Genomic DNA, 12,328 nt, shown 5'->3' on the forward strand with positions numbered 1-12,328 from the left:
CAAGGGACATGGCTGCCCCAACCCGGGAGATGTAATGTTGGATCACGCAACCCTTTGGGCCACGCTTGATAAACTGGCAGACAAACACCAGCTGACACCTTCAGGTCTGGCCCGCCGAGCTGGTCTTGACCCAACCTCCTTCAATGTCTCCAAACGTTTTGCGGCCGACGGACGTCCTCGTTGGCCGTCTACCGAGTCTTTGTCTAAGGTGTTGGACGTTACCCAAATGTCCTTCGTGGATTTCGCTTTGTTGCTACAAGGTGAAAATGAAACCTCGAGTATACATTTTAGATCTTTCCCAGCTTACCTGTGCACCTCGGACGAGTTGAAAGAGGTTAATCTCGAGAATATCTCTGATTTAAAGCTAGATAATTTCTGCGATAGCTTCATTTTTCCAAGTCCACAGAGCGATAAATTCTTCGCAGTAGAGGTTTCGAGTAATAGTTTTGAGCCATACTACAGCGAAGGACAAATTCTCATCGTCTCTCCCGAGAGTTCTTTGCGGCGAAATGATCACGTTTTGATCCTGACCAAATCTGGCGAATTACATTGCGGTCCATTGCAGAGGCAAACCAATGAGCGCATTGAATTTCGGCGGCACATACCTGACGAAACACCAAGGGTTGTTGCTGTTGCGGATATGGTTTGGAGCGCAAGAATTTCCTGGGTGAGCCAATAAGTAAACAGGGCGTCTATGCGGATTACCAAGACAACGAGTATTCTTTTGGGGGCAGTACTTCTTGCCACCGGTTTATATGCGCTTCTTGAGCATAACTCGGATACCGCCCTACGCGGAAATGCCCGCACTCTTTACCGTCCCTCATCCTTTCCCATAAAGCACAAGAAGTCTGAACAGCAAAAACAGCTCGAGCTTGCTGCGCTGGAAGCTGCGCGCATTGCAGCAGAAGCAAAAATTCCGAAAACACCTGCAAAGCACCCTGATGCAGTGCGCAATGTAGGGGGGCAACGCACACCTCCCCCGGCTGTGAGCGGTCCGTTGCAGCGGGTCGCGCATATCAAGGCGGCACATAAGCCTGATCAAGCTACAACGAAGGAAATGGTACTACATCGCCCTGTGGCACTTGATGGCGCTACGCTCAGCAACAAAAAAATGAAGATATCCCTGCATCACGTTCAGGCGATTGAGTTGAGTGAAACATGCCCCAGCGAAGATGGCCAAACGTGGCCTTGCGGTATCAGAGCACGCACTGCGCTGCGTGCGTTCATCGGGCAAAAGCGGGTCACGTGTTTTAATATGGAAACGGTGAAGGTTGATGAGTTTATTGCAACTTGTAGCGTAGGAAAACATGATCTTGCCACTTGGCTGGTGAAGAATGGCTGGGCGAAAATCGGGCACAGTGCTCCTGATGCATTGAAGAGGATCGCTGAACGCGCGCACCAATCTGAACGAGGTATCTGGCGGTCAAAACTGGTTCATCTGAAAAAGGACGAAACGATAACGCTTGTCGATTCCTGGCAGGAGCTGGAAGAGAGCAGCACGTCTAACGTACCGTTGGTGATGGAGGGCGAGCCAAATATTATCTGGCGGCCCCGCGATGAAACAGCACCGGATGTCTCGATAACGGATTAAGTCATTTTTTACTGAGTCTTGGAGAATAAAAAGAATAATGTCGGGGTTTTCGAAAACACTTAAGCGAGAAGCCAGCTTTCTGGCGGGTGCCGTAACGACAGCCTTTTTCTATTTGGCTGGGCATATCCTGTTGCAACCTTCTGCTGGCTTGCTGGCTCAAATATTCAGCTTTGTCTGGATCTTCAGCGTTATGTTGTGGTGTGCCTTTGGCGTGGTGCGCCATGCAGACTGTCTGGCTGTCAAACTGGGCGAGCCTTATGGCACGCTGATCCTTACCCTGTCTGTGATTGGCATCGAAGTGTCGCTGATCATTTCCATTATGCTAACCGGTGGGTCCAACGAACCGCTGGCACGCGATACAATGTTGGCAGTGCTCAACATTGTCCTTAATGGCATGGTTGGGATAAGCTTGCTCTTGGGCGGCCTAAAATATGGAGAACAGCCGTTTAACACGCAAGGTGCCCGCTCTTTCCTGTCGGTCCTTATCCCGCTTGCAACATTTTCTTTGATCTTGCCCCGATATACAACGTCTACTGCCGATCCGTCCCTGTCCACCGGACAACAGATCTCTTTTGCTCTCATGATCAGCGCACTTTATGGGGTGTTCTTAGCAACGCAAAGTGTGCGGCATAAATCATTTTTCCTTCAGCCTAAACCCCACTCCGGGGTCGCACTTTCCTTTTTGATGGCAAAAGATGAGCTGGAGGATGAAAAGCACGCCCCGCATGAGGACGATCACGATCATGACCATGATCTTGAGATCTTCTCTACAAGCTACCACGCGGTCTTTTTGATCCTGACGATGTTGCCGATCGTGCTTCTTTCCAAGAAATTCGCTGTGCTTGTGGATTTTGGGATTGCCAGCTTTGGTATGCCAGCCGCATTTAGCGGCGTTCTGGTTGCCTTGCTCGTTTTGACACCTGAAGGGCTGGGAAGCTTCCGCGCGGCGCTGTCAAACCGGTTACAGCGCTCTGTAAATATCTGTCTGGGGTCAGCCCTGGCGACGATTGGTTTGACTGTGCCAGCGGTTCTGATCGCCGCCGGTATTTTTGATATTCACATCGTATTGGGCGTGAAGGATACGGATATGATCCTCCTCCTTCTTACGCTGATTTTGAGTATCATCACCTTTACCGGGTCACGAACCAACGCCCTACAGGGCGCGGTCCATCTGGTGCTGTTCATCTTCTACTTCATTTTGATCTTCCAGCCTTAGAAGGTCACGCTTCACCAGCTCCCCAACCACATGATCCACCCAGTGCTGATTGCCAATCGGCGCTGCGTGGATCCCATCCTCACAAAAGCCTTCGGCCGTAATCCCGGGGGTAACCGAGATCGCAGTGGCCCCTCGCTCCTCGCAGAGCTGGGTTGCCACCCGGTTGATCATCTGCCGCCTTGGCTCTAATACAGCGCCCAGCGCCCACGAAAGCGCAGGCACGTTCATTGGTGACATGAGTTTGGACCAGTACAGCCGTGCATGAGGGTATTTGGTGCGCAGAGCATAAATCAGCTCGCCAAACCCTTTCTTCCACGCTTTGCCAGAGCGGAAGTTCTTAAGATCATTAAAACCGATACTGATGTAAATGTGCGTGTAATCGGCGCGCGGCAGATTGGGTACAACCACATCGCAGATCTGGCTGGAGGTTGCTGAGTTATTGCCCGCCGCCCGCCATTTGACCGGCTGCCCAGTCGCTTCAGCGATTTTCTTGGCCATCTTATAAGTCAGGCCATGGGATGTGTGCTCCAACCCCACTCCGGCAACAGAGGAATCTCCGACAACAAGTAGACTGATTTGTTGGCCTTGTCCCGCAACCTTGCCAAATTGCGGGCCCGGTGCTGGTGATAGCCGTAGCGAATTTGCTCGAGCGCGTAACCCTTCGACGATATAAACCGGAAGAAGCGCCCAAGTGAGCCAGCTAGGAATAAACATAAAAAAGCCCCCTCTGTTGAGGGGGCTAATTCATCACGCTGCAAGCTCTCCTGCAAGTGCTTTTGCAATCAAGCTACGAGTTTCCGGAATACCGTAAAGGGCAATGAAGGACCCAAAGCGTGGTCCCTTCTCCTGTCCCAGAAGTACCTGATAAATTGCAGAAAAGAAGGTCTGCGCAACACCAGGGCGTCCATCTGGACCGGGCTTTGCGGTGTTCTGATAACGTTCAATATTGCGACCAATGTCGTAAATTGCGTTTTGGATATCGCCGCCGTCGGTATCTGCCGGCAGGCCAGCAAGCACTTCATCCAGCTTGGTGAGCATATCCGTCTCAACTTCATCTGCTGCTTTGAACTTCTTCGTTGGTTTCACGAAGTCATCGTAGTAGCGGATTGCGTAGCCGACCAATTCGTCCAGCATCTTATGCGTTTGAGCAGAAGAGCCTGGAGCGTAGCGGGAGATAAACGCCCACAACACATCCTTATTTTCTGCATTGGATGCAGAAACAAGGTTGAGCAACATCGCGAAGGAGATTGGCATTTCTTCCTTCGGAGGCGTGCCATAGTGGATGTGCCACGCAGGATTCATCAGCTTTTGGGCTGCATCCATGTTGTCGAACTTTGACAAGAAGGTGCAGTACTCATCAACCGCTTTTGGAATAACGTCGAAGTAGAGTTTCTTCGCAGTTTTCGGCTTTTGGAAGTTGAACAGCGACAGGCTTTCCTGATTTGCATATTGCAGCCATTCTTCCATAGTCAGGCCGTTGCCTTTAGACTTGGAGATCTTCTGGCCCTTGTCATCCAGGAAGAGCTCATAGTTGAAGCCTTCCGGAGCAGGACCGCCCAGAGCCTTACAAATCTTGCCGGACAGGTTCACACTGTCGATGAGATCTTTCCCAGCCATCTCATAGTCAACGCCAAGAGCGTACCAGCGCAGAGCCCAATCGGCTTTCCACTGACATTTGACACGGCCACCAGTTACAGGCGTTTCAACGTGGTCGCCCGTTTCTGGATCAACGTAGGTCACAGTGCCCTTTTCGACATTGCGCTCAATCATTGGCACTTGGAGCACCACACCCGTACGCGGACACACTGGCAGGAACGGAGAATAAGTTGCCTGACGTTCTTCGCCCAGTGTTGGAAGGATGATCGCCATGATCTTGTCGTAGACTTCCAACATGCGCAGGAGTGCAGCGTCAAAGCGGCCACTCTCGTAATATTCAGTTGAAGATGCGAATTCGTATTCAAAACCGAACTTATCGAGAAACGCCATCAACTTTGCATTGTTTGCCGCAGCAAAGCTCGTGTACTCGTTTGAGAATGGGTCTGGCACTTTGGTCAGTGGCTTGCCCAGAAAAGCAGCCAGCATTTCCTGATTAGGAACGTTGGTTGGAACCTTACGGAATCCATCCATATCATCAGAAAAGCACAGCAGTTTTGTTGGGATCTTGTCTTCAGTCAGAAGGCGGAAGGCGGTGCGCACCATTGTTGTGCGCGCAACTTCGCCGAAAGTTCCCATATGTGGCAAACCAGAAGGGCCATAGCCGGTCTCGAACAAGACCGGCCCATCCTTGGGTTTCTTCTCCAACCGTTTCACCAGTTTGCGTGCTTCTTCAAACGGCCAGGCTTTAGAGACCTGGGCCGCCTCGATAAGTTCAGGGCTGAGATCGAGTTGAGGCAAACTGTTTGTAGACATGGATTTTGAGATCCGTTTTTGGAGATTAGATTGTGATTGATTATATCTTTCCGCAGAGATTTTTCTGCTCGGAAAGCTGCGTGAACTTATGTAAAACTGAAGCCCGCGTCAATGACAGTTCTTGCTAATTCGGCTGTAACCTCTTGTATGAGTGGCAATCTTATCCTACCTCTGCAATCATTGAGCGTTACTTAGAGAATTGGCACGACGAAAACACAACAAACGAGCGCGCGTTGCTGCTCGTTTAGGGAGGTGTGGGGACAATGGATAGATTACTGAGCGTTGAAGAAGCCCTTATTCATGTGATGGTTATGGTTTCGGCCGCCGATAGCGCTATGAGCGACGCTGAACTGCGCCAGCTTGGTGACATTGTCGGCATTCTTCCTGTTTTCAAAGACTTTGATGACGATAAACTGGTGAGCATTACGACACAGTGCGCTGAACGCCTTTCTGGCGAAAACGGCATGAAGGACACTTTGGCCCTTATTGCTGGCTCCCTGCCAACAAAGCTGCACGACACTGCCTATGCACTTGGCGTTGAAATTGCGGCGGCTGATCTGCGGGTAAGCCCAGAAGAAGTGCGCATGCTGCAACTGCTTCGCGACCACCTGAAGGTGGATAAGCTGACGATTGCTGCTATTGAACGTGGGGCACAGGCGCGTTTTCGCACTCAATAACACATGTAAACACTGCGGGTGGCTCCGCTGCCCGCAGTGCTGGACGCAATCGCCCTTTAGAGCATTTAGCGCCTTTGTTCGCACTCATCCACTTTGAGTGCATTTTTGCGTCTTCTTGGCCGCAAAACGATGTCCAGCTATCACAAAGCCAAGTAGCCCTCCCCGTCTCTCCCTAATGTACGGTCTTGACCATGTCTGGTAGGTCGAGCGAAAACGCAGGTATCTTCACTGCAAATGTCTCACCACTCAGTGTTTGCATACGATAGTTGCCTGTCATGATGCCCGAGGTGGTATTGAGCGGGCAGCCTGATGTATATTGGAAGGAGTCACCGGGTTCTATGACCGGCTCCTCGCCAACAACGCCTGATCCGTCCATTTGCTGGGAGTTTCCGTTTGCATCAATGATATGCCAATGGCGCGACATCAACTGAACGGTTTCCCTACCCAGGTTTTCTATTGATACTGTATAGGCCCAGAAAAATTGATCATCTTCTGGGGTGGATTCTTCAGCAAGGTAATACGGTTCAACAGTGATCTGTATATTTCGGGTAACGGCACGATACATAGCACAACCCATTTTCTAAGGAAAATTCCACTGCAAATACAACAGCAGTACGCATCCTATTCTTTAGAAGTCTAGCCTTTTCACCCCAATCTTCGCAAGAGTAAGGATCTTAGGAGGGTGGATTGGAATCGTTCCAAACCATTTCTCGTACCATGAAAACGCGAGAAATTGCCGAAAGTGTGCATATCGCAGCAAAAGTCCACGCAACCCATGAAAAATAAGAGGGAAATAGGCAAAAAATGATAAAAACCCCGATGGTCTCAGCACCCTCAGCAAGCCCTCCCAGATAATAGAAGGACTTCTTTCCGCGCATAGATGTCCTTAGCCCAATCTTTTGAGCCAGAGTTGAAAATGCAAGGAACACGGATCCATTAATATAGAAGCTAAAGAGTAAGGCTGCCCCGGCAAGAGCATTTTGCTGCGGAACAACGAGAGCGAAAGCCAGCGGAATTGCTCCGTAAAAGATGAAATCGAATGTGATATCGTAAAACCCGCCCAGACTTGTTGGTCCGGCAGCTCTGGCGATGGCGCCATCCAGACCATCGGCAAACCTGTTCAACAAGATAAACAGTAATGCTATATAGAACTGCCCCATTACGATGGCAGCTGCGGCCACAAGCCCGAAACCGAGCCCTACCACTGTCACAGCATTGGCTGAAATACCCTGGTCTGCAAACACAGTTCCCATCCTATTAAGGGGGGGATCTATATAGCCGCGGAGTTTTGCATCAAACATATCGTATCCTATCAGATATGCTTTTCCTCTTAGGGCTTTTTTTAGCAGGTGCCTATAAGGGCAGCGACGCAATCCACACGCGCCTGATCAACAATACTTCATCAAAACTTGACCGCGATGATCGGCAGGTTGTTTATGGAGCAGCGAAAGCTGGCTTTGCGGCACCATTAGTTTTCTCAGCTATGTTGTGCGCACCTAACGGTCCTTCCGCTGCCGGGTGAGCTCTGCGTTCAACGTTTGTTTAAGCTCCTGCAATTCACTAAGAACACGCCGTGTTTCTTCATGCACGTTGTTGCGATCTTCTGCCATATCCCTTTCATGCTCTTGTTGCATGGCAGAAACGATGATGCCGATAAACAAGTTTAGAACGGTAAAGGCGGTGCACAAAATGAAGGGAATGAAGAACAGCCAGGCGTTAGGAAAGACTTCCATAACCGGACGGACGATGCCCATACTCCAACTTTCCAGTGTCATAATCTGGAACAAAGAGTAGGCAGAAGCGCCAATGCTCCCAAACCATTCGGGAAACGCAACACTATAAAGTCGTGTCGCCATTACTGAAAACACATAGAATACGAGAGCCATCAACAATACGATTGATCCCATGCCCGGTAGAGCACGGATCAAGCCGCCAATAACACTGCGCAGTGAGGGAACTACCGAAATCAACCGCAAGATTCGCAATATTCTGAGCGACCGTAGGATTGTGGCCGGGCCGGCTGCAGGTACGAGAGCGATGCTGATGATAAAGAAATCAAAGAGGTTCCATGGGCCTTTGAAGAAGCGAGGTCCATAGGCAACGATGCGCAATGTCAGCTCAATAACGTAGATGACGAGTATCGCTTCATCAAGAAAGTGCAGAAACCACCCATAATGGGCCGCCAGCATCCGACTGGTATCCAGCCCAAGCACAATCGCGTTTAAAACGATAATTGATACTATTGTGTATTCCCACTCGCGACTTTCAATAAGAGATCGTAACTTCGCCCGCATTTCTATGCTTGACCTTCCATTACGTAGCTGGGCCACCCTAACCGGTTATCCTTTGACTTTTCAAAATGGTCCCAAACGAGAATGGGATGTAGAAATGAAGAAATTACCCTGCACTGGCAGCAGCATCACAAACACATCGCACCCAAGTTTAACTTTTAGTTTCCATCGGTTTGACTGCTATGCGAAAGCCTATAATAAAATTAAATGAGATCTGAGCCAAGCAATTGTCTGCCCAAGGAAGAGCTCGTACGTCATAAGGGAACGCGCTGAATTCAGTGGGTCATGCCCCTTTACTTCGTTCACTGTCTATTTTGAGTTTCCCTTGCATATTGGCGATGCCAACGTGTCTGCCTGTTTGTGCGCGTGGGCCATGAACTTGGGTGCCAGCTTCTAGGCAGATCTGATATGTAAAAAAGATAGGGTGCGTCTGGATGGTGCGGACAACTAAAGAGGACATCACGCGCTTCGTTATTGCACAGGACCCCGTTTACCTGGAGGTCGTTCAGGAGTTAATGAGCGGGCGAAAGGCCTCCCACTGGATCTGGTTCATTTTCCCTCAGCTTCGCCAGCTTGGTCGTTCATCAACTGCGCACTTCTTTGGCATTGAAGATCTGGAAGAAGCGAAACGCTACCTTTCCTATCCGCTACTCGCCTCTCGTTTGCGTGGATGTTGCAAACTCCTACTTAAACATACGGACCTCTCCGCATTGCAGATCCTGGGAGAGGTTGACAGTATTAAGGTGCGTAGCAGTGCGACCCTCTTTGGTAACGCCGGTGATGATCCAGAAGTGTTTCATCAAGTACTCGATCAGTTTTACGAGGGGCGCCCGTGCAAGCTGACGATTGAAGCGCTTAAAAGGCACAGCACAGGATAGATCCCTCCTGATGTTAGGCTTCGCTTTGCGCGGTAACTTTTGCACGGTGACGAACAATTCCATGCTCGGTTTTGCGCCAATGGTGGGGTTTGATAAAGAATTCAATGAGCGCTTGATAGGAGGCAATGCAGCCGAGCACCCAGTAAACTGGGATGCTTGCAATCTCCCATATGCGCGGACGGAACCCTCTTTTGGCACTGCCCTGCAAGACAGTAACAACCGTGCCGCCAAGGCCAAAGAGAAAACAAAAACCTGCGTATATGCTGAAAGCATCAAGCGTCTGTCCTCCCGTGAGGTAGAGATCTAACAGCACATTTCCAAGCATCACAACTGTCAGTGGCGCTGCCCATAAGCACAACATGCCTCCCAGGAATGTCAGCAATAAAAATGAAAAGTTCTTTAATCCCAATTGTTTATATGTCGTGGCGGGGCTGCGCAAATGAACGGCCAGAGTTTGTATCCACCCTTTATGCCAGCGAGTACGCTGGTGTAACCATGCTTTGAGCGTTAAAGGCGCTTCTTCGTAGGTTGAGCTGTTCAGGGTACGGGTCTTAAAGCCTTGGCGGGCAAAGCGGACTGCCAAGTCAGCATCTTCGGTCACGTTGAAGGGGTCCCAACCTCCCACTTTTCTAAGAGCGCTCACGCGGAAGTGGTTCGACGTGCCTCCAAGAGGTAGCAACAGGTTCTTTCGAGATAGAAACGGTAAAAATACGTCAAAAAGTGCTGCATATTCGAACGCAAACTGACGAACGAGCCAGCCTTGGCTTGCATGATCTATAGACAACGATGCCTGCAAGCAGGCCACTTCATGGCCTTCAAACGCAAATTGGCAAATTGCCTTCTTGAGTTGTTGAGGTTCAGGGCGATCCTCAGCATCAAATACAGTTAGGAACTCACCTCGTGTCACGGCTAAACCAGCTGATAGCGCACGCGGCTTGGTCTGTGGCTTACCAGGTGGGAGGATCATGATCTGCATAGATTTTTTGAGGAGCTTGCGAAGACTTTTCTGGGTCACCGTATCATCCTGTTCAACCAGGAAGATAATCGTGAGGGCTTCTTTGGGGTAATCCAAGGCGTCCAGTGCCTCGACCAATTGGCTGCAGACAGCCGACTCTTTGTAGAGCGGGACAAGAACCGTGTAGTGAGGCCAGGTTTCCAGTTTCGGGATCGCGAGCTTCTCGCGGTCTGAATAAGTAAAGAAAGAGGCTAGCCGAAGCAGTCCAATTGCTCCGAGAGACAACGTGAGCAAAGCAATCAACGCCCAAAAGAAGATATCAAACGCAAAACCAGCAGCCCCCAGCAAAACCAGAGGGGAGACCGTCAGGAGTTTTCGCTGCGAAGGGACAAAACGATGGACTGCCGACATGGAGACGTTATCTTGAACCAATGCATTTGCACTTGCGGTTGTGACAGCAAGAGCCTTTTGGTAGTGCGGTGTCACCACTACAATCTTAGCCGTCGCCTCATCAACATAATCAAGAACTCTCTCAAAAGCTTCCAACTGATGGCCAAGGGGAGCTGCAGCAAAAACGACTTTTTGATTAAGGTCTAAGGCTGGAACAAATACAATTCCTTCAGTCTCAAAGGGCTTTAGTTTGTCTGCAATGGGAGCAATAGCGGACAAGCTGCCATCTGGCGCATAACGCACGTTCATTCTGCCAGAAATGCCCCAATAAAATATTGCAGCATCCAAGAAACCACTCTTGATTAGGTAGTTACTCAGGCATTTATCAGCAGCTGAACTTCTGGTTCTGGCAAACTCAATCAGTGCGTCAGAACAGTTACATTGCTGCAGGACCTCACGCTCCAATCTATGTCGTTGGCGGATAAACTCAGGGAGTGCCTTGTCATCTCCTTTGGAATTGAGTGGGCGTACGACATCTGGCTTACTTGCAGACGTGCTACGCGGGGAAGCTAACTGTTCATGAGTAGGCTGCTCAAGGGGGGTAATTGCAGTCATTCGGCTACGGAGCGCTTGACCAGCCTCAACAGAACGCAAATTTTCCACGCACCCAATCGACAAAGCCAGCGAGCGCAACGTATTTGCTTGCCGGATTGAGAACGGCAGTTCGTTGCTCACCGCTCCGTCGGCCCTGCCTTCACCTTCCCCGGTTAATCTGGGAGGTGTGTTTCCAGTTACAGGTCTTTCACTCTCGCAGACATTCACTTAGTATCTCCTTGAGATTTTTTCGCTAGGCTGATGCTCTGTTGCAAACTGGATTGGATAGCATTTGCGGTTCCCTGTATTCTTCATATTGCTGTTTTTAATTAGTGCCCAGCCGGGGATTATCGCGGCTTCAAATGCCATGGCCCAAGATCGCTCTGGTTCAGATAAATGGGTTATTTCCCAGAGCTCTCCTTTGCCGGGAACTGGGAAAGTTGGGGCAGAAAATGGGGCGAGTGAGGGCACTGCACGCTCAAATGTCTCCATTCCAATGTTTTCTGGAGGGCAGTCAGGCCTTGCGACAACTGGCAAGGCGCCGGAACGGATCCGGTTCGTTGCTGCTGACGATTTTCCTCCCTTCATTTTTCGCGATAGCGAGGAACGACTAATGGGGTACAACGTGGATCTGGCTAGAGAAATCTGCGAGAGCCTTAAAGCGGCCTGTAGCCTCAAGATACTCCCTTTTGGTCATTTAACGAACGCCGTCATCAACGGCGAAGCGGATGCAGCCATCGCTGGCCTGAGTATGACGCCTGACAGTCTGCAAAAGCTGTCTTTCTCACAGATCTATATGCGGTTCCCGGGCCGTTTCGTTGTAAAAAAGGAAAGCACACTAGAGCCCTTGCCGGAGAACCTTGGCGCAAAGCGTATTGCAGTTGTGAAAGGTTCCCGCCATGAAGCGTTTTTGGAGCGCTTTTTCTCCGAGGCAATCCCAGTGCCGTTTGAAAATGAAGCACTTATGCGCAACGCTCTTATGGAATCGCAGGTGGATGCGCTCTTCAGTGATGGCATGAAACTGTCGTTCTGGCTTGATACACGCGCCGCCGACCAATGTTGTAAGTTTGCCGGAGGCCCGTGGCTCGATCCAAATTACTTTAGCGGTGGCCTGACGATTGCAGCTAAGGCAGGCAACGCCAAGGTTCTAAACGCAATCAATCTTGGTCTGTCTCGCCTTCAATCCAATGGGCGTCTTGGAGAGCTGTACCTTAGATATTTCCCGCGTGGCTTCTTCTAAAGTGCTCTTTGGGTATGTGTAACCATCTGAACCACTTAAAGAGTTCACTAGGCTCTGCTTTCATGGAGATCACAGCACCGTCTTTAT

The 12,328-nt window shown here is 50.2% G+C and carries 12 protein-coding genes; 6 read left to right on the plus strand and 6 right to left on the minus strand.

Translation table 11 applies throughout. From position 1 onward, the window contains the following. Nucleotides 1-34: 34 nt before the first annotated feature. The 3 genes from BMZ51_RS03105 to BMZ51_RS03115 are packed head-to-tail and all read left to right on the plus strand — an operon-like array spanning nucleotide 35 to nucleotide 2,807. Nucleotides 35-679, plus strand: a complete 645-nt coding sequence (locus tag BMZ51_RS03105; RefSeq protein WP_068006124.1) for a S24 family peptidase — start codon at nucleotides 35-37, stop codon at nucleotides 677-679. Nucleotides 680-694: 15 nt separating this feature from the next. After that, complete coding sequence (locus BMZ51_RS03110) at nucleotides 695-1,591, plus strand: thermonuclease family protein (RefSeq protein ID WP_068006122.1); 897 nt, start codon at nucleotides 695-697, stop codon at nucleotides 1,589-1,591. A gap of 37 nt (nucleotides 1,592-1,628) precedes the next feature. Continuing rightward, nucleotides 1,629-2,807 (plus strand): calcium:cation antiporter, encoded by a 1,179-nt coding sequence (locus BMZ51_RS03115; RefSeq protein ID WP_068006120.1) that lies wholly within the window; start codon nucleotides 1,629-1,631, stop codon nucleotides 2,805-2,807. Here the strand turns inward: BMZ51_RS03115 and BMZ51_RS03120 are convergent. Both BMZ51_RS03120 and BMZ51_RS03125 read right to left on the minus strand, forming a co-directional pair. Continuing rightward, nucleotides 2,745-3,521 carry an SGNH/GDSL hydrolase family protein gene (locus tag BMZ51_RS03120; RefSeq protein WP_068006118.1) on the minus strand — a complete coding sequence of 259 codons (777 nt, stop codon included), beginning with the start codon at nucleotides 3,519-3,521 and terminating at the stop codon, nucleotides 2,745-2,747. The two genes, BMZ51_RS03115 and BMZ51_RS03120, sit on opposite strands and share 63 nt — an antisense overlap. Before the next feature lie 33 nt (nucleotides 3,522-3,554). Further along, entirely contained in the window at nucleotides 3,555-5,216 is a 1,662-nt protein-coding gene (locus BMZ51_RS03125) for a lysine--tRNA ligase (RefSeq protein WP_068006116.1), read from the minus strand. A gap of 263 nt (nucleotides 5,217-5,479) precedes the next feature. Here BMZ51_RS03125 and BMZ51_RS03130 point away from each other — a divergent pair, with 263 nt between their 5' ends. Beyond that, nucleotides 5,480-5,893: a tellurite resistance TerB family protein gene (locus tag BMZ51_RS03130; RefSeq protein ID WP_068006114.1), complete on the plus strand. Its 414-nt coding sequence runs from the start codon at nucleotides 5,480-5,482 to the stop codon at nucleotides 5,891-5,893. A gap of 172 nt (nucleotides 5,894-6,065) precedes the next feature. Here the strand turns inward: BMZ51_RS03130 and apaG are convergent, their stop codons facing one another. The 3 genes from apaG to BMZ51_RS03150 all read right to left on the minus strand — a co-directional run bounded on the left by apaG (nucleotide 6,066) and on the right by BMZ51_RS03150 (nucleotide 8,187). Continuing rightward, nucleotides 6,066-6,458 (minus strand): Co2+/Mg2+ efflux protein ApaG, encoded by a 393-nt coding sequence (apaG, locus tag BMZ51_RS03135; RefSeq protein WP_068006112.1) that lies wholly within the window; start codon nucleotides 6,456-6,458, stop codon nucleotides 6,066-6,068. Between the two features lie 109 nt (nucleotides 6,459-6,567). Further along, on the minus strand, nucleotides 6,568-7,194 hold the full coding sequence (locus tag BMZ51_RS03140; protein WP_068006110.1) for a CDP-alcohol phosphatidyltransferase family protein: 627 nt from the start codon (nucleotides 7,192-7,194) through the stop codon (nucleotides 6,568-6,570). 195 nt (nucleotides 7,195-7,389) lie between these two features. Continuing rightward, the gene (locus tag BMZ51_RS03150; RefSeq protein ID WP_068006107.1) at nucleotides 7,390-8,187 is read right to left on the minus strand and encodes an ion transporter; all 798 of its coding nucleotides are present in this window, start codon (nucleotides 8,185-8,187) and stop codon (nucleotides 7,390-7,392) included. Nucleotides 8,188-8,618: 431 nt separating this feature from the next. On the opposite strand from BMZ51_RS03150, the gene BMZ51_RS03155 reads away from it, so the two are divergent. Then, nucleotides 8,619-9,062 carry a DUF1810 domain-containing protein gene (locus BMZ51_RS03155; protein ID WP_068006102.1) on the plus strand — a complete coding sequence of 148 codons (444 nt, stop codon included), beginning with the start codon at nucleotides 8,619-8,621 and terminating at the stop codon, nucleotides 9,060-9,062. A 13-nt stretch (nucleotides 9,063-9,075) separates the two neighbouring features. Here BMZ51_RS03155 and BMZ51_RS03160 read toward each other — a convergent pair whose 3' ends face one another. After that, the gene (locus BMZ51_RS03160) at nucleotides 9,076-11,229 is read right to left on the minus strand and encodes a glycosyltransferase family 2 protein (protein WP_208979232.1); all 2,154 of its coding nucleotides are present in this window, start codon (nucleotides 11,227-11,229) and stop codon (nucleotides 9,076-9,078) included. Between the two features lie 139 nt (nucleotides 11,230-11,368). Here BMZ51_RS03160 and BMZ51_RS03165 point away from each other — a divergent pair, with 139 nt between their 5' ends. Continuing rightward, on the plus strand, nucleotides 11,369-12,241 hold the full coding sequence (locus tag BMZ51_RS03165; RefSeq protein WP_068006096.1) for a transporter substrate-binding domain-containing protein: 873 nt from the start codon (nucleotides 11,369-11,371) through the stop codon (nucleotides 12,239-12,241). Nucleotides 12,242-12,328: the final 87 nt, after the last annotated feature.

It is taken from the genome of Pseudovibrio axinellae (assembly GCF_900110875.1).
Classification (GTDB): Bacteria; Pseudomonadota; Alphaproteobacteria; order Rhizobiales; family Stappiaceae; genus Pseudovibrio; species Pseudovibrio axinellae.